Genomic DNA, 17,696 nt, shown 5'->3' with positions numbered 1-17,696 from the left:
GTCAAAAATGAATTACAAATTTTAAATCAATGTTTAATTATAAGTATTAAGTTTATTTGCAGACGATTAATTAATCGATGCAATTAAAAATGAAAAAAATTACTTTATTTAGTATTATTCCCTCTTATTTCTTTCTCTTTAGCACAAATTGGTAACGACATTAATGGAGAATCTGGCAATGATCAATCTATAAGTTTATCTCCCGATGGTAGTATTGTAGCTATTGGTGCACCGGATAACGAAAGTGGATCCTATGTACATTCAGGTCAAGTACGTGTGTATAAAAATGAATCTAATACTTGGAGACAGATTGGTTCTGATATTGATGGTGATGGCAATACGTACTATTTTGGAATATCTGTTAGTCTATCTGAAAATGGTAATAGAGATAATGGTTGGGCTTCTGGACATGTACTTGTTTTTGAAAATAAATCTGATGTTTGGACTCAAATAGGTAATAATATTATTGAAGAAAGAGATAACGATCAATCTGGTATTACCTTAAGTTTATCTGGCGATGGAACTATTTTGGCTGTTGGAGCTTATTTAAATAATGGTAACGGTACAGATTCAGGACATGTTAGATTTTATCAAAATATTTCTGGTACATGGACAAAAATAGGTGACGATATTGATGGTGAAAATTCCCATGATGGTTCTGGTTATTCTGTTAGTATATCATCAAATGGAAATATTGTTGCTATTGGAGCACCATTAAATGATGCAAGAGGAGAGAATTCTGGCCATGTTCGTGTATATGATTTATCTGAGACTACTTTAGCTGCTACAAGTTTTGGTCAAGATTTATTTTCATATTACCCAAACCCAGTTAGTAACGAATTAATTCTTAACTTAACCTCAGGATCAGAGCTAAAATAGGTTAACGTTTATAATATGCAAAGTCAATATTTATTTTCTGTAAATTCATTAAAAATAGATGTAAGTACTTTAGCAAGTGGTATGTATTTTTTAGAAGTTGAAACTAATCAAGGAAAATTAGCTAAAAAAATTGTTATTGAGTAAAAATTATTATTAAATTAGTCTTCTATAAATCAACTGATTATATTTCCCTAGAACTTTTTTGTGGTAGTTATAAATATATTAACTAAAATCACATAAAATGAATCAATTCTATTCTAAATCCAAAATTGTAAAAATCCTAATTTTTTTCTTTTTAACAATTCCTTTATTAACTTTTTCACAAGTTCAAATTGGTGATGATATACATGGAGAGGATATTAGTGATTATTCAGGAGGGAGTATATCTTTATCTTCTGATGGCTCTATCGTTGCTATTGGAGCTGATAGAAATAATGGTAATGGCTCTAATTCGGGGCATGTTAGAGTTTATGAGAATACAAACGGAGTGTGGATACAGCTAGGAGATGATATAGATGGTGAAGCTAATCAAGATAAGTCAGGAAGTAGTGTATCGTTATCCTCAGATGGTTCTATAGTTGCTATAGGTGCACAATATAATGATGGAAATGGAAATCAAAATGGTCATGTTAGAATTTTTAAAAATGAATCAGGAGTTTGGACACAAATTGGAAGTGATATAGATGGTGAAGCTGAATATGATTGGTCGGGAAGTAGTGTATCCTTATCTTCTGATGGCTCTATAGTTGCTATAGGTGCAGGTGGAAATGATGGAAATGGAAAAGGAAACTTTACTGGTCATGTTAGAATTTTTAAAAATGAATTAGGAGTTTGGACGCAAATTGGAAGTGATATAGATGGTGAAGCTGAATCTAATTGGTCGGGAGAAAGTGTATCGTTATCCTCAAATGGATCTATAGTTGCTATAGGTGCAATTGGAAATGAAGGATCTGGACATGTTAGAATTTTTAAAAATGAATTAGGAGTTTGGACCCAAATAGGAAATGATATAAATGGTGAAGCTAATGGTGATAATTTTGGAAGTAGCGTATCGTTATCCTCAGATGGTTCTATAGTTGCTATAGGTGCACAATATAATGATGGAAATGGAAATCAAAATGGTCATGTTAGGGTGTATGAAAACATGTTAGGAAATTGGATACAAATTGGAAGTGATATTGATGGAAAAGATAACGAAGAACTTTCTGGTGGAAGCATATCTATATCCTCAGATGGTTCAATAATTGCGATAGGAGCAAAAAATAATAGTGAGAATGGAGAGTTTTCAGGAAAGGTAAGAATATATAAAAATATTACAGGAGTTTGGACACAAATAGGAAGTGATTTAAATGGAGAAGGTTCTGGAGATTTTGCTGGAATTAGTGTATCATTATCCTCGGACGGTTCAATAATTGCTTTAGGAGCTATAGGTAACAGTTATTGGGATAATACAAGTTATATTTATCTTACTGGAGCGGTGCGTGTTTTTGATTTAAGCGCAACATTATCAAATAGTAGCTTAGAAAATAATTATTTTACTTATTATCCGAATCCTGTTGAAAATATTTTAAATGTAAAGGTAATTAAGGGTTTAGAATTAAAACAAATTAATATATACAATATCCAAAGCCAATATTTGTATTCAGTAAGAACATCAAAAATCGATGTTACTAATTTATCAAGTGGCATATATTTTTTCGAAGTTGAAACCAATCAAGGAAAATCCGTTAAAAAAATACTCATAGAATAGTAAAAATTTCTTCAATATTAAAAATGGCTCACATATTAATGTGGGCCTTTTTTATGAATTAACAGTTACTAAACATCCATTTAATATATAAACCGTAGCTTTGTAAAAATAAATAGCGCATCTTCTCCTAAAATTAGGCTATTAGATAACAGAATTTCCATTATCTTAGGAAATCAAAATGATTACAAATTAAATGACAAGAAAGAAAAAAGGAAAATCCAAAAGTAAAGGGATTTCCAACCTATCAAATACAATCTTAAGTATATTAAAAAAAGAAAGAAATCAAACTTTTAACTACAAGCAAATAGCAGCAAAAATTGGTGTTAACGATGCGAGTAGTAGAAATCAAATTATAAAGAAACTTCGCGATTTACAAGGTAAAAAAGAAATTGAAGAAGTAGAGCGTGGTAAGTTTAAAGCCGTTATAAATGCGGAATACCACACCGGAATTTTAGATTTAGCAGCCAAAGGAAACGGCTATATTATTTGCGACGATTTTGAAGACGATGTATTTATAGCTTCAAACAACATAAATAAGGCTTTAAACGGTGACGAAGTAGAATTTTATGCTTACAAACGTAGAAGACGTGGTAAAGTAGAAGGTGAAATTACTAATATTATTAAACGCGCTAAAAGCGAATACGTTGGAGTAATTCAAATTCACGAAAAAAAGAATTTTGCCTTTGTAGTATGCGATAGTAATAAAATGTACAAAGATATTTTTGTACCTATAAATAAAATTAATAAAGCCGAAGATGGCGATAAAGTACTGGTATCTCTAGAAGATTGGCCAGAAAAATCCGATTCTCCGAACGGAAAAGTTTTAAAAGTATTAGGTAAACCAGGTGAACATAACACCGAAATTCATGCAATTTTAGCAGAATATGGTTTGCCAATGGAATTTCCTCACGAAGTAGAAGAGTATGCTAATAATTTAGATACCTCAATTACCCAAGAAGAAATTTCTAAACGTCGTGATATGCGTAAAGATTTAACCTTTACCATAGATCCAAAAGATGCCAAAGATTTTGATGATGCACTTTCTTTTGAGGTTTTAGACAACGGTTTATACGAAATTGGAATCCATATTGCCGATGTTTCGCATTATTTACAAGAAGGTACCGTTTTAGACGATGAGGCTTACGAGCGCGCTACATCGGTTTATTTAGTCGATAGAGTAGTTCCTATGCTTCCAGAGGTTTTATCCAATAAAGCCTGCTCGCTGCGTCCGCACGAAGAGAAATTAACCTTCTCTGCCGTTTTTCAAATGAATGATAAATGCGAAATTAAAAATGAATGGTTCGGCCGTACCGTAACGTATAGTGATGCGCGTTTTGCTTACGAAGAAGCGCAAGCCGTTATAGAAAGCAAAACCAGTACTATTCCAAAAGAAGTTTCTCTAACCGGTGAAGCTTACAATACGGACCAAAAAATAGCCGATGCTATTTTAAAAATGGATGAGCTTGCAAAATTAATGCGTGGAAAACGTATGAGTTCTGGTGCTATTTCTTTCGATAAGGTTGAAGTAAAATTCAATTTAGATGAAAACGCAAATCCAATTGGTGTATTCTTTAAAACAAGTAAAGATGCTAATAAATTAATTGAAGAGTTTATGTTATTAGCAAACCGAAAAGTATCGGAATTTGTTGGTAAAAAAGATCCAAAAAAGACGTTTGTTTACCGTGTTCATGATGAGCCAGATGAAAGTAAATTATCTAATTTACAAAATGTTGTATCTAAATTTGGTTACAAACTAGATTTTAAAGATCGTAAATCTGTATCATCATCTCTTAATAATTTACTTAAAAATGTAAATGGTAAAAAAGAGCAAAACCTGGTAGATACTTTAACCATTAGAACCATGAGTAAGGCCGAATATACTACTCATAACATTGGGCATTATGGTCTAGCATTCGATTATTATAGTCACTTCACATCACCCATTCGTCGTTATCCAGACGTTATGGCACACCGTTTATTGCAACAGTATTTAGATGGTGAAAAATCGGCAAATGAAGGTGTTTACGAAGAAAAATGTCAACACTCTAGCAATATGGAAGGTTTAGCAACTAGGGCTGAACGTGATTCTATAAAATATATGCAAATTAAATTCATGCAAGATCATCAAGATGAAGAATTTGTGGGTGTTATTTCTGGAGTAACCGATTGGGGAATTTACGTAGAAATTATTTCAAATAAGTGCGAAGGTATGGTAAGCGTTCGCGACATGAAAGACGATCATTACGCCTTCGACCAAGATACATACTCTATGGTTGGAAGCAAAAATAATATTTCTTATCAGCTTGGAGAAGAGATTATTGTAAGTGTTAAAAATGCCGATTTGGTTAAAAAACACTTAGATTTTCATTTAATAGGTAAGCCAGAAAATCAGGAATAAAATAAAAATTTAGGCGTTACTCTAGCTGTATTAAAAAGATACAGCTAAAGTCGGGCTTTCACTACTCAATCTTTTTGTTTTAAAAAGAAAACAAAAAGGATTTCAAACAAACCGTTCAATCCCTAACGCACATATTTGCTGAGTTTAGGGACTAAACGGTTTGTTTGCGTTAACCACTATGTTAACAAGGTTTACAAGCAGTGCAGTCTGGCGCACCAATTAAATTTCCTTTTTTATCCAAGTCATATTTACAGCACGCTTTAAAGTTTTCTTTCAAAATATCTTTAGATCTTTTAATTCTAGCCTTCACATTTTCAAGGCTTATGTTTAGAGTGCTTGCTACATCTTTTTGTTTTAAGCCTTTAATGTAAACCAGCTCAATAACATCTTGATAAATTTTTGGTAAATCGGTTATAAATCTGTCAAAACAGCATATTTCTTCATTAATGTCTTGAGGTATTTCTTTATTTGTATTTACTTCTTCTTCTGTATAAATAGCCTCCTTATTAAAATGATTTATAATTTCATTTCTAGCTATCTGAAAAATCCAAGCTTTCACTTTTTCTTCATTTTTAAGCTTATCTAGATTTTTATGAATTTTTAAGAAGGTATTTTGGAAAATATCATTGGTATCGTTTTTATTTTTTACACGTTTCAGAATAAAAAAATAAAGTTCATCGTTGAAAGTATTCCATATATTTTGGGTTTCCATATGCAAAAATAAAAAAAGGTTAGTGTTAAAACTAACCTTATATTGGTTTAACAACAGTTACATCTATCGCATTCGCATTTTTTACAAGCACATTTGCTTTCTAAACAATTTGTACAGTTACAATTTGTACAACTACAATTAGTGCATTTACAAGTATTCATATCTTTAAGTTTTATTATTCACCAAGTAGACTAGCGAAGGTTAAAAAAGATACATTTTTTAGTCGGTTTAATTAATTTTTAACATTTTATTTCAATAGAATATAAAAATTCTGGTGCTAGTTATTTTGTGTATTTTTAAAAATACACAAAATAACTGTAACTTTATTCAGGCTTTTTATACTTATAAACAAAACAATAAAGACATGATTTTAACAACAACAAACACAATTGAGGGGCATAGCATTAAAAACTATTTAGGTGTTGTAAGTGGTGTAGATGTTAATATGCCAAAAACTACAATTTCGTTTAATATGGAAAAATATTACGAAAATTACGAGAATAAAATAAACGAAGTAAAAGAAGAAGCTTTTCAAAAATTACAAGATAACGCAAATAAATTAGGAGCAAATGCCGTGGTTGGTATTGCTTTAGATATAGAAACGATACCAACTTCGGGTATTATTATAGTATCTATTACTGGTACAGCAGTTATGGTGGTTTAGTTATAACTTAACTTGCGGAATGATAATGTTTTGCTAAAGTTTTATACTTCGGAATAATTATTGATAATTTTACATTTTATAATATAATTGAAATTAAAAAATAAAATATACAGATGAAAACATTAGTTAAAATTTTAGTACTATGTATCACAACAACCTTATTCGCAAACAACGATTTAGAAAAGGAAATAGGTGAATTTAAAACTTTAAAAGTTTACGATAGAATAGAGGTAGAACTTGTAAAGGATAATGTGAATAAAGTTGAAATTTCTGGAAAAAACACAGAAGATGTAGTGATTGTTAATAAAAATGGATTGCTCAAAATTAAAATGAGTTTAAACAAAATTTTTGATGGTAATGACATTAAAATAAAGCTGCACTACACTTCGGTAGATGTGATTGATGTTAATGAGGGTGCTAAAGTAGTTTCTAAAGACATTATAGAGCAGTTTGAAATAGATTTAAGAGCACAGGAAGGTGCATCTATCAATATACCTTTAAAAGTAAGTTATGCAAATATTAATGCCAATTCTGGTGGTATGGTAGAAACATCTGGTACATCTACAAGTCAGAAAATTTCGTTGTACACAGGAGGTATTTACAATGGTGAAAACTTAAAAACAACCAAAACTGATGTTGCTATTAAAGCGGCAGGAGAAGCACATATTACAGCTACCGATGAGGTTGATGTAAATATTAGAGCTGGTGGCGATGTATATATACACGGTAAACCTAAAAATGTTACAGAAAATAAAGCATTTGGTGGTCGTGTAAAGTATGTAGACTAAGCTATAGAAACTGTAGAGTTTTAGCATTAGAAACAATTTTTTAAAATTCATGTAGTTAAAAATTTTAGATTTGTAATATCCTTGATTTTAAGTATCTTAGGTGTTACTAAACTAAAAAATAACCACATGAATTTTAAGTTATACGTATACAGTATTATTTTATTTTTAGTAAGTTTTCAAATACATGCCCAAGAAGATAGCATTTCTGTAAACAAAGAAACCTACGTTAAAGGTAATGGAACAACTCTTTTATTAGCCGTTCCGCATATAGGGATAGAAACTACGGTAGGTAAAAAGTTTAGTTATCAATTTGATGTTATGGCATCGTTTTGGAATTCTATAGATGGTTTACCTTATAAGTTTGGCATTGCAACTTCAGAATTAAGATATCATTTTAAAAAACGTTTCCAAGGTATTTATGCTGGTGCTCATGTGGCAGGTACTACTTTTAAAATTGCTAAAAACTTTAGAGTCCGCGATTTTGAATATCAACAAGGTTTAGGTTATATGGTTGGATCTACTATAGGTTTTCAAAAGAAACTAAAAGGCAAATGGATGATTGATGTTTTTATTGGTGGTGGTTGGCATCAAGGCTTTTATAAAGGTTACCATATTGATACTGGAGAACGTTTGGAAGGAGCAACCAAGTACAATAAAAGCGGGGAGTGGTTACCATACCGAGGTGGCGTTATGCTAGCGTATAAAATAAACTAACTGAAAACTATCTAGAAATTTGATACGTAAATAAAAATGGTTTATAAAATATTTCATTACTTTGTGTAAACCTCTATTAAATTTATGTTCGACGATATTTTAAGAGCTATCCCTTTCGGAATTATTCTAGCCTTTACCATAGGTCCGGTATTTTTTGTACTACTAGAAACTAGTGCTACAAAGGGTTTTAGGAGTGCCTTAATTTTCGATAGTGGTGTTATGTTGGCCGATATTATTTTTATTATTGTTGCTTTTTTTAGTACCAATAAACTTCTCGAAAAAATAAAGGACGATCCTAATTTTTTAATATTTGGTGGTGTACTTCTGTTAGTTTACGGCTTAATTTCATTTATAAAAACATCAAAATCGTTTAGAGAAATTGTTCGCGAATATCACAAAGTAGAAATAAAAAAAGGCTACGGAAAGTTATTTTTTAAAGGCTTTTTGCTAAATTTTATTAATATTGGCGTGCTGCTAGGTTGGGTGGCTTTTATTGTTTTAGCAAACTCTTTAACCACATCTAAAAACGGCGTTGTTGTATTTTTAAGTACTATTTTAATAGTCTATTTTTTAACCGATTTAGCTAAAATTGTGGTGGCTAAAAAACTTAAAAACAAACTAACACCACGTTTAATCTACAAAACAAAAAAAATTATTGCACTAGTTATTTTGGGGTTTGGTGTATTGCTTTTGGTACAAGGGTTTTTCCCGAAAGAAAAGGAATTACTTAAAGAAAAATTTGAACAGATTAGCCCGATTAATTAGAGTACGTTTTTAGTTTTAATATTATAGTAAACCGGTTTTTATAAGGTTAAACAATAGGTATTCTTTATGAAATATGCTCAACGTACTATTACTTTTAAAGTTATAATTGGCTATTTTTTGCTAGCGATTTTAGCAACCATTTCTGGTTATTTAATATTTCATGAAATAAAAACTTTTACGAGTTTACAAAAACAAGATATTTCAGATCGAAGTAAAATTATTAAAGCTGGAAGTTTAATTGCCGATATTTATGAGAATGAAAGTTTAGCAAGAGCTGCAATCCAGTTAAAATCTTCAGAAAAGTTTGATGAATATGTTTTGGAAAACGAAAAATTATTATTAAAAATAGATTCTTTTGGAACACTTATTAACAGTGATACTCAAAAGCATATTTTAGATAGTATTAAAGTTTATGTTAACCAAAAGTTTGAAAATATTACGTATTTAAAAAACTTAAAAACCCGCGATAATTCTAATCAATCTATAAATAAAGCCATTAATAAACTAACCTCTATAGACTCTCATTTAGGCAAGGTTTCTATAAACGATTTAGTTAAAAATCCAGATGCTTTAGATAAAAAAACACGTTCAAATTTTGAAGAGTATGTTAAAATACTTAATAAATACAACCCTAGAGATTCTATTAAACAAGCCGATCAGGTAGAGATAGATTCGTTGTTATCCGTTTCAAAAAATATGCTCAAAGACGTGCAAGTTCAATCTAATAATCAGCGTGCATTTTTAGAAAAAAAAGAAAGTGAACTTATAGAGAACGATTTAGTAATTTTTAGAAAATTACAACAATTATTAAGTGCTTTAGAGCGGGATATTGTGGATTATAGTAGTGTAATTAATAAGCAACGTGAGCTCACAATTAACCGTAGTAAAAATATTATTTTAGCTGCTGCAGGCATTAGTTTTATTGTTATTATTATCTTTTCTATTATTATCTTAAACGAGTTTTGGAAAACTCAGCGTTACCGAAAACAGCTAGAGGAAGCAAATAAAACAACATCGTCACTATTAAAAAGTAGAGAGCAATTAATATCTATGGTTAGTCACGATTTACGAACTCCTTTAAGCACTATTACTGGGTTTAGTGAATTGCTTCAGCAATCATTATTGAATAAAAAAGATAAAAATTATATAGAACACATTTTTAGTGCTTCCAACTACATGGGAAAACTAGTGGACGATCTTTTAGAGTTTTCTAAACTAGAAAACGGAAATATTACTACAGAAGCTGTACCGTTTAATTTAGAAAATCATATAAATGAAATAGTTCAACAGGTAAAAAATAGCGTAAAAAATAAGCCTATTGAGTTTGTTTTACAGCATGATGAATCTATTAAAAATTTAATAATCACAGATCCATTTCGATTAAAACAAGTGTTGTTCAATTTGGTTATCAATGCACACAAATTTACAAATGAAGGTAGTATTACCATATTGAGTTTATTAAAACAAGATATATTAGAAATACGAGTTAAAGATACTGGAGTTGGTATTAGTGAGAATCTTAAAGAACACATTTTTGAAGAATTTGCTCAGGCTGATAATAATCAAAATAATAATAGTGAAGGTTTTGGGTTGGGTTTAACAATATCTAAAAAATTAGCTGAAATTTTAGGCGGAAATTTAACTTTAGAGAGCGAATTAAGTAAAGGAAGTACATTCACTTTAAAAATACCAGTAAAGCTTTCTAATAAGTCCTTAAGCACAGTTAAAAGCGACATAGACCTATCTGTAAAACCTATTTTTAATTTAAGCGCTATAGTTGTAGAAGATGATGTTTCTATGCAAAAATTTATTCATGATGTTTTAAAGCAATATGGTATTAAGGCTTATGTGTTTGGTAACGCAAAAAATGCTTTAGATGAAATAAAACACATAGATTTCGATTTTGTTTTAACAGATATTCAGCTTCCAATAATGAATGGTATACAATTTATGGAAATTCTTAAAACAGATACTGCTTTTAACAATCAACCCATAATTGCTATGACGGGTCGGGCAAAAATGTCTACCAAAGATTATATAAATATTGGTTTTTCTGAAGTGATAATGAAACCATTTAGTTCTAGTAAAATTCAAAATGTTTTAGAATCTTATTTTAGTAAAGAAGGTGCTTATGTAAATGAAAATAGTAATACGGAAATACCTATAGAACCAAAAGGATTTAGTATGTCTTCCTTGCGTACTTTTTTTAATAATGATATCGATGCTATTAATAGCATATTAGAAACATTTTTAGAAGATACTAGAGTAAATTATAATGTTTTAAATGTAGCTAAAAGCACTAATGATATTGATACTATTAACAACACATGCCATAAAATGCTTGCTATGTTTAAACAGCTAAATGTTATCAATGTTATTCCGTTTTTAGAAACCTTCGAATCTAGTAAAACTATAGAAAGTAAAGATTTTATAGCTTTCAAAAAAGAATTGGAACAGTTTATAAAAGCTTTAGAAAATTATATTAATTAATGTTGTATTCCTTTATTTTATTGTAGAGTGTTTTTCTTGTAATATTCAATAATTTGGCAGCGTTAGTTTTATTATTATTTGCTTCTTTTAACGCATTTATAATAAGTGCTTTTTCGTTTTCTTTAGTAGAAAAACTAGGGCTATTTACACTAGTTTCTTTAAGTTGTGTTAACTCGTTTGGTAAAACATTGGCATCAATAATGTCGGTCTGGGTTAATAAGGTTGCCCGCTTAATAACATTCGATAATTCTCTTAAATTACCTGGCCATTGGTAATCTAAAAATATATTTAGCACACTTTTAGAAAACCCAATAATCGATTTATTCAATTGCTTATTGGCTTTCTCTAAAAAGAAATCGGCATAAAGAATTAAGTCGTTATTTCTTTCTTTTAGGTTAGGTATTTTAATAGAGAATTCATTTAATCTATGATATAGATCTTCTCTAAAAGTACCTTTTTCAACAGCAAGAAGTAAATCTTCATTGGTTGCGGTTATTAACCTAATATCAACATTAATTTCAGTGTTACTACCTACAGGTTTTACTTTTCGTTCTTGTAAAGCACGAAGTAGTTGTATTTGATTTTCGTAGGTTAAATTTCCAACTTCATCTAAAAATAAAGTTCCTCCATTTGCGGCTTCAAAATGCCCTATTTTATCATCTGTTGCACCCGTAAATGCACCTTTTTTATGCCCAAAAAACTCACTCGATGCAATCTCTTTTGGAATAGCACCACAATCTACTGGTATAAAAGGTTTATCTTTTCTTAGACTTTCTAAATGAATTGTTTTTGCTACAACTTCCTTACCTGTTCCACTTTCACCTGTAATTAAAACCGATAAATCTGTTGGAGCGACTAAATTAATATATTCATTTAATGTTTTTGAAGCTGCGCTAATACCTTTAACAAATTCTGTATTTGTGTTTTTTTGTTCTTGTTTATTTATTTTTTCGGCTATACCAGTCGTTTTTTGTTCTAAGGCATTATTAATTACTTCTAAAACTTCATCCGGATTAAAAGGTTTAGAAATATAGTCGAAAGCACCTTGTTTCATAGCTTGTACGGCTGTAGATACTTCAGCATAACCTGTCATTAAAACAACAGGAACCTTATTTTTATTATCTTTTATTTGCTTTAATAAATCGAGTCCACTGCCATCAGGTAAGCGTAAATCGGTAAAAACTAAATCGTATTTTTCATTTTTTAAAAGGGTAGAAGCACTATTAATATTATAGCTTAAGGTTACTGCATATTTATGGCGTTCTAAAAAATGTTTTAGCATTTTAGAAAAAGAGACATCATCTTCAATTAATAATATTTGCTTCATAAAAAGGTATTGATCTACAAATGTATTAAGTTTAATGGATAGGTAAATTTTATAAACACAAAAAAAGACGTTTTATTTCAAAACGTCTTTTTTTAAGAAAGGTGTTAAAGAACACTATTCCATAGTTTCTTCAGTATCCTGTGCTGGCGCTTCAACATCAGCTTCTTTTAACCAGTTACCATCTTTATCAGCATAGACTACATTGTCTGTACCGTCCATAGTAATTTCAAGTTTATATTGTTCGCTGCTGTTTACATAAGCCTTGTTTAAAGTGGCTGTAGAAAAATCTTTAGTTACTGCTGCAGTAACTGTTGCCGGTACATTTTCTAAAGCAACTTCTTTAAATTCTTCTGTAGTAGAAATAGCAGTAATTTCAGTTTGAATAGGGTTTACTGTTAAAGCGAAAGTTGAAAATCCACTTGCTACGATTGCGACTGCTAAAATTAATTTTTTCATGATATTTTTGTTTTTATTGTTTACTAATTATTTATAAAATATTACTCTTCGATAGTTTCTTCAGTATCCTGTGCTGGCGCTTCAACATCAGCTTCTTTTAACCAGTTACCATCTTTATCAGCATAAACTACATTGTCTGTACCGTCCATAGTAATTTCAAGTTTATATTGTTCGCTGCTGTTTACGTAAGCTTTGTTTAAAGTGGCTGTAGAAAAATCTTTAGCTACTGCTGCAGTAACTGCTGCTGGTACATTTTCTAAAGCAACTTCCTTAAATTCTTCTGTGGTAGAAACAGCAGTAATTTCAGTTTGAATAGGGTTTACTGTTAAAGCGAAAGTTGAAAATCCACTTGCTACGATTGCGACTGCTAAAATTAATTTTTTCATGATTTTTTTTGTTTTATGATTGTTGTAAATTGTTTTACGATGAGTTAATTGAAATAAATATGCCGTAACCAAAAATAAAAACGATATAAAATATAAATAACTGATAATTAGTTATTTAAAAATTTTTATAAAATCAATGAGTAATTTTTTGTGTGTAAATAGTGTGTAAAAAAGGAAAGTAATGGGTAAATATTACACGCTTATGGATTTGTGCTACTATAAATTAAGGGAGCAATTGTTTTTCCCAAAAAAAAGGAATAAAGTAGCACAAAATTTTAATAGAATAAATGGAGTAGTAGTTTAAGAACAAAATATCTAAAAATAAAAAAGCTTCCTAAAATTTTAGGAAGCTTTCTTTTTGAGGTGTCGAGCGGATTCGAACCGCTGTAGCAGCTTTTGCAGAGCTGAGCCTAGCCACTCGGCCACGACACCTTATTGGAGGTGCAAATTTAAAAAATTTTTACAATTTCCAACACTTTAAATTACTTTTTATGCGTTTCGGTCATTTTTATAGTTACTCGAGCCACGTCGCCACCAATGGGAGGGTTTAATTTACTTACCCAAACTGTTGCTTTGCTTACCATGGTATCTTCGGCAAAAATACGATTTAAAATACGCTTGGCTACCGTTTCTAAAAGATAAGACGGAATGTCCATTTCTTCTTTTATAACACGATTTAAAAAGACGTAATCTACAGTATCACTAAGTTTATCTGTTTTAGCAGATTCTTGTAAATTAGCTTTAACTTTTAAATCTACACGGTAATCGCTACCAATTTTTGTTTCTTCTTTTAAACAACCGTGGTATGCAAATACACGTATGTTTTCAACCTTTATTATTCCCATTAGTTTGTAAATAAATCAAAAATGTTACTCAAGGCGCTCGTTTTGGCTTTGTAAAATTCGGTATATGTACAACGTTTGCACGTTACCGAAGTAAACTTTTTGTTCTGTATATCAAATATTTTAGACCATCGGCCACCAGTGGCGCGCATTTCACCGGTTTCAAATTCTCTATTTCCGCATTTAGGACAAGTGTAATTATTATTTTTCATAACATAGCTTTTAAAATATTAGTTACAAATAATCCAAATTTGTTACGCTTCTTAAGTAGAATTAGGTCAAAAATAACTTGAATTTATGTAATTTTGAAGCTTATTGATTTAAATATGTCTGAAGAAAGAAAATCACTCAATTTTTTAGAGCAAATTATAGAAGAAGATTTGGCAAATGGAATGCCAAAAGATAACCTTCGTTTTAGATTTCCACCAGAGCCAAATGGGTATTTACACATTGGCCACACTAAAGCTATTGGTATTAGTTTTGGTTTAGGTGAAAAATATAATGCACCCGTAAACTTACGTTTTGATGATACAAATCCGGCTAAAGAAGAGCAGGAATATGTAGATGCCATTAAAGAAGATGTATCTTGGTTGGGGTATAAATGGGATAAGGAATTATTCTCTTCCGATTATTTTCAGGAATTATATGATTGGGCAGTACAATTTATAAAAGAAGGAAAGGCTTATATAGATTCGCAGTCTAGTGAAGCTATGGCCGAACAAAAAGGTACACCAACGCAACCTGGTGTAGATGGCCCTTATAGAAATAGATCTGTGGAAGAAAATCTCGATTTATTCGAACGTATGAAAGCGGGAGAATTTAACGAAGGTGAGCATATTTTACGTGCTAAAATAGATATGCAACATGTAAATATGTTAATGCGTGACCCTATTATGTATCGTATTTTAAAGAAGCATCATCATAGAACAGCAAACGATTGGTGTATTTACCCAATGTACGATTGGACGCATGGTGAAAGTGATTATTTAGAGCAAGTATCACACTCGTTGTGTTCATTAGAATTTAAACCTCACAGAGAGCTTTACGATTGGTTTTTAGACCAAGTGGTTACAGAAGATAAATTACGTCCTAAACAACGTGAATTTGCTCGTTTAAACCTAAGTTACACCATAATGAGTAAACGTAAGTTGCTTAAATTGGTAGAGGATGGTGTTGTTAATGGTTGGGACGACCCTAGAATGCCAACTATTTCTGGTTTGCGTCGTAGAGGTTATACACCAAATTCTATTCGAAAATTTGTAGAAGCGGTTGGTGTTGCCAAACGTGAAAACATGATTGATGTATCACTTTTAGAATTTTGTATTCGCGAAGATTTAAACAAAACAGCACCACGTGTTATGGCGGTTTTAGACCCGATTAAAGTGGTAATTACAAACTATCCTGAAGATAAAGAGGAATGGTTTGAAGCTGAAAATAATCAAGAAGATGATGCCGCTGGTTTTAGAAAAGTGCCATTTTCTCGTGAAATTTATATTGAAAAAGAAGATTTTAAAGAAGAGGCAAGTAATAAGTTTTTCCGTTTAAAATTAGGAGGAGAAGTACGTTTAAAAAATGCATATATTATTAAAGCAGAGTCGGTGGTTAAAGATGCTAACGGTAATATTACAGAAGTACATTGTACATATTCTGATGATACGGAACGTCGTGTAAAGGGGACTTTGCATTGGGTATCTATAAAACATGCTGTTAAAGCAGAAGTGAGAGAATACGATCGTTTATTTTTAGACGAAGCTCCAGATAGCCATCAAGATAAAGATTTTATGGAATTTGTAAATCCAGATTCTTTAAAGCTTGTTGAAGCTTTTGTTGAGCCAAGTTTACAAAACGCTGAGGTAGGGCAAAGGTTCCAATTTCAACGTTTAGGATATTTTAATGTGGATAACGATTCGTCTTCAGATAAATTAGTATTCAATAAAACGGTTGGTTTGCGTGATTCTTGGGCAAAGGTTAAGCCTAAACCACAAGCTAATCATAATGCAAATAATAATCAGCAAAAACCACAACAACAGTCGCAAAGAAAAGCGATTGATGTCATCCAAAAATTAGGAAAAAAGTATACAAATTTACCTGATGAGAAACGACTAAAAGTTAGATCTGAAATTTTAGAACTCGCTAAAGATGTTAGTTATGATGAGGTAGAACCTCTTTTTAACACCGCTGTTAAAAAAGTAGGAACGCGTATTGCGGTAACACTTATTTTGAAAGTTTTATTGGAAAACGGACAAGCCAAAAATGATGATGTCAATAGCTTTATTGAAAAAGCATTGGAAGATAAAAATGAGTTATTAGTTGAAGAAGCTAAAATGTTCAAATAAATACTTGTTTACTTACAGCATTTGAGTAAAATAAAATTAATAATCCTCTTGTTTTTTATTTGGTTTCAACAAACCAACGGGCAAGAGGATTTTCCTATTCTAACCGAAATAGTAACCGATAATGCGGTACTTTTCAGCGAAAGCGAAACTTTAGAACTTAGAAAAAAACTAAAGGCTTACGAAACTGAAACCACACACCAAATAGTAGTTTTAACTGTTAATTCCTTAGGTAATAATACAGTTGAAAACTATGCCTTACAGGTTTTTGAAACGAATGAACTCGGACAAGAAGAAGCCGATAATGGACTCTTAATTTTAATAGCAAAAAACGATAGAAAGTTTAGAATAGAAGTAGGTTATGGTCTAGAATCCATAATTACCGATGCTTTCGCGTCTAGAATTATTCGAGAAACTATGACGCCTGAGTTTAAAAAAGGCGATTTTTATAAGGGTGTAGATTCAGCAACTTCAGAAATTATTAAACTTATTGACGATCCCAAATATCGAGATGAATTTACCAATTTAGTAGAACAAGAAGGTAAAATGCCTTTATGGGGGAAAATAATAATAGGGCTTATTTTATTTATATTTTTAAGTCTTTTTATTGGAGTTGGATCTACTGTGTTTTATAAAGGTTTTAAGCAATTAATAAACGTATTTCGTGGTTTAATTACTGGTAAAGTAAGTGTTGTTATATTTCCGTTTTTATTAGTGTCTTCATTATTAACAATTGGTTTTAGTTTACCGTTTATTATTATGCCTCTCTTTTTTGGAATTTTTATTATTGGTATCGTATCAGAAAATAATATAGATATTAATCCTTTTGAATATTTAGAAAGCTTACCATCAACGGCGTTATCAATTACTATGGTTGTGATAGTTGTTATATTTATTATTCTACCGTTAATTATTGCTATTTACACAAGATCTAAAAAAGCGTATCAGCCTGTTAAATTTTCGATGTTAAAAAGTGATAAAAAATATATGAGTAAGAATTTTTCTTCCAGTGGTTCTAGCTCAAATTACAGTAGTTCGGGTTCAAGCTACCGAAGTTCATCGTCTAGTAGTAGCTTTTCGGGCGGCGGTGGAAGTTCTGGAGGTGGCGGTTCTAGCGGAAGTTGGTAATAGTAATTTGTTGTTAATAAGCAGGATGTAATCTAAATTTAATTACCTTTAAACACGAACTAAA

Annotated in this window: 16 protein-coding genes, 1 tRNA gene and 1 pseudogene; 11 read left to right on the top strand and 7 right to left on the bottom strand. The window is 30.8% G+C overall.

What is annotated here, in order from left to right:
- The first annotated feature begins 276 nt into the window (after positions 1 to 276).
- The 4 genes and pseudogenes from ACJJV4_RS11440 to rnr all read left to right on the top strand — a co-directional run bounded on the left by ACJJV4_RS11440 (position 277) and on the right by rnr (position 5,027).
- Positions 277 to 879: a hypothetical protein gene (locus tag ACJJV4_RS11440; protein ID WP_405294520.1), complete on the top strand. Its 603-nt coding sequence runs from the start codon at positions 277 to 279 to the stop codon at positions 877 to 879.
- A gap of 12 nt (positions 880 to 891) precedes the next feature.
- Positions 892 to 1,023, top strand: a pseudogene (locus ACJJV4_RS11435) (T9SS type A sorting domain-containing protein); the annotation flags it as partial.
- Between the two features lie 97 nt (positions 1,024 to 1,120).
- Positions 1,121 to 2,629 (top strand): T9SS type A sorting domain-containing protein, encoded by a 1,509-nt coding sequence (locus ACJJV4_RS11430; RefSeq protein WP_405294518.1) that lies wholly within the window; start codon positions 1,121 to 1,123, stop codon positions 2,627 to 2,629.
- A 193-nt stretch (positions 2,630 to 2,822) separates the two neighbouring features.
- The gene (gene rnr / locus ACJJV4_RS11425; protein ID WP_405294516.1) at positions 2,823 to 5,027 is read left to right on the top strand and encodes a ribonuclease R; all 2,205 of its coding nucleotides are present in this window, start codon (positions 2,823 to 2,825) and stop codon (positions 5,025 to 5,027) included.
- A 181-nt stretch (positions 5,028 to 5,208) separates the two neighbouring features.
- Here the strand turns inward: rnr and ACJJV4_RS11420 are convergent, their stop codons facing one another.
- Entirely contained in the window at positions 5,209 to 5,739 is a 531-nt protein-coding gene (locus ACJJV4_RS11420) for a sigma-70 family RNA polymerase sigma factor (protein ID WP_405294514.1), read from the bottom strand.
- A gap of 364 nt (positions 5,740 to 6,103) precedes the next feature.
- Between ACJJV4_RS11420 and ACJJV4_RS11415 the strand changes: the two genes are divergently transcribed.
- The 5 genes from ACJJV4_RS11415 (at position 6,104) to ACJJV4_RS11395 (ending at position 11,160) form a co-directional block, all read left to right on the top strand.
- Entirely contained in the window at positions 6,104 to 6,403 is a 300-nt protein-coding gene (locus ACJJV4_RS11415) for a heavy metal-binding domain-containing protein (protein ID WP_405294512.1), read from the top strand.
- A 113-nt stretch (positions 6,404 to 6,516) separates the two neighbouring features.
- A complete protein-coding gene (locus tag ACJJV4_RS11410; RefSeq protein WP_405294510.1) occupies positions 6,517 to 7,191 on the top strand; it encodes a head GIN domain-containing protein in 675 nt (224 codons plus the stop codon).
- Between the two features lie 126 nt (positions 7,192 to 7,317).
- Positions 7,318 to 7,905, top strand: coding sequence for a DUF3575 domain-containing protein (locus ACJJV4_RS11405; RefSeq protein WP_405294508.1), 588 nt, complete (start codon positions 7,318 to 7,320; stop codon positions 7,903 to 7,905).
- An 84-nt stretch (positions 7,906 to 7,989) separates the two neighbouring features.
- Positions 7,990 to 8,670 carry a LysE family translocator gene (locus ACJJV4_RS11400; RefSeq protein ID WP_405294506.1) on the top strand — a complete coding sequence of 227 codons (681 nt, stop codon included), beginning with the start codon at positions 7,990 to 7,992 and terminating at the stop codon, positions 8,668 to 8,670.
- Between the two features lie 66 nt (positions 8,671 to 8,736).
- Positions 8,737 to 11,160, top strand: a complete 2,424-nt coding sequence (locus ACJJV4_RS11395; RefSeq protein WP_405294504.1) for an ATP-binding protein — start codon at positions 8,737 to 8,739, stop codon at positions 11,158 to 11,160.
- Here ACJJV4_RS11395 and ACJJV4_RS11390 read toward each other — a convergent pair.
- The 6 genes from ACJJV4_RS11390 to ACJJV4_RS11365 form a co-directional block, all read right to left on the bottom strand.
- Positions 11,153 to 12,487 carry a sigma-54-dependent transcriptional regulator gene (locus ACJJV4_RS11390; RefSeq protein WP_405294502.1) on the bottom strand — a complete coding sequence of 445 codons (1,335 nt, stop codon included), beginning with the start codon at positions 12,485 to 12,487 and terminating at the stop codon, positions 11,153 to 11,155. The genes ACJJV4_RS11395 and ACJJV4_RS11390 overlap by 8 nt on opposite strands.
- Before the next feature lie 114 nt (positions 12,488 to 12,601).
- Positions 12,602 to 12,943, bottom strand: coding sequence for a hypothetical protein (locus ACJJV4_RS11385; protein WP_405294500.1), 342 nt, complete (start codon positions 12,941 to 12,943; stop codon positions 12,602 to 12,604).
- 41 nt (positions 12,944 to 12,984) lie between these two features.
- Complete coding sequence (locus ACJJV4_RS11380) at positions 12,985 to 13,329, bottom strand: hypothetical protein (protein WP_405294498.1); 345 nt, start codon at positions 13,327 to 13,329, stop codon at positions 12,985 to 12,987.
- Positions 13,330 to 13,690: 361 nt separating this feature from the next.
- Positions 13,691 to 13,761: transfer RNA gene (locus ACJJV4_RS11375), tRNA-Cys, on the bottom strand.
- A 50-nt stretch (positions 13,762 to 13,811) separates the two neighbouring features.
- Positions 13,812 to 14,174, bottom strand: a complete 363-nt coding sequence (gene folB / locus ACJJV4_RS11370; RefSeq protein WP_405294496.1) for a dihydroneopterin aldolase — start codon at positions 14,172 to 14,174, stop codon at positions 13,812 to 13,814.
- Positions 14,174 to 14,383 (bottom strand): zinc ribbon domain-containing protein, encoded by a 210-nt coding sequence (locus ACJJV4_RS11365; RefSeq protein ID WP_074936562.1) that lies wholly within the window; start codon positions 14,381 to 14,383, stop codon positions 14,174 to 14,176. The genes folB and ACJJV4_RS11365 overlap by 1 nt, the downstream gene beginning before the upstream one ends.
- Before the next feature lie 114 nt (positions 14,384 to 14,497).
- Between ACJJV4_RS11365 and ACJJV4_RS11360 the strand changes: the two genes are divergently transcribed.
- Both ACJJV4_RS11360 and ACJJV4_RS11355 read left to right on the top strand, forming a co-directional pair.
- Positions 14,498 to 16,507, top strand: a complete 2,010-nt coding sequence (locus ACJJV4_RS11360) for a glutamine--tRNA ligase/YqeY domain fusion protein (RefSeq protein WP_405294494.1) — start codon at positions 14,498 to 14,500, stop codon at positions 16,505 to 16,507.
- Positions 16,508 to 16,528: 21 nt separating this feature from the next.
- Positions 16,529 to 17,632: a TPM domain-containing protein gene (locus ACJJV4_RS11355; RefSeq protein ID WP_405294492.1), complete on the top strand. Its 1,104-nt coding sequence runs from the start codon at positions 16,529 to 16,531 to the stop codon at positions 17,630 to 17,632.
- The last annotated feature ends 64 nt before the right edge of the window (positions 17,633 to 17,696 follow it).

Source organism: Algibacter sp. Ld11 (genome assembly GCF_045066735.1).
Classification (GTDB): domain Bacteria; phylum Bacteroidota; class Bacteroidia; order Flavobacteriales; family Flavobacteriaceae; genus Algibacter.
Note: the sequence above shows the minus strand (reverse complement) of the source record. Positions and strands in the feature narration are given on the sequence as shown.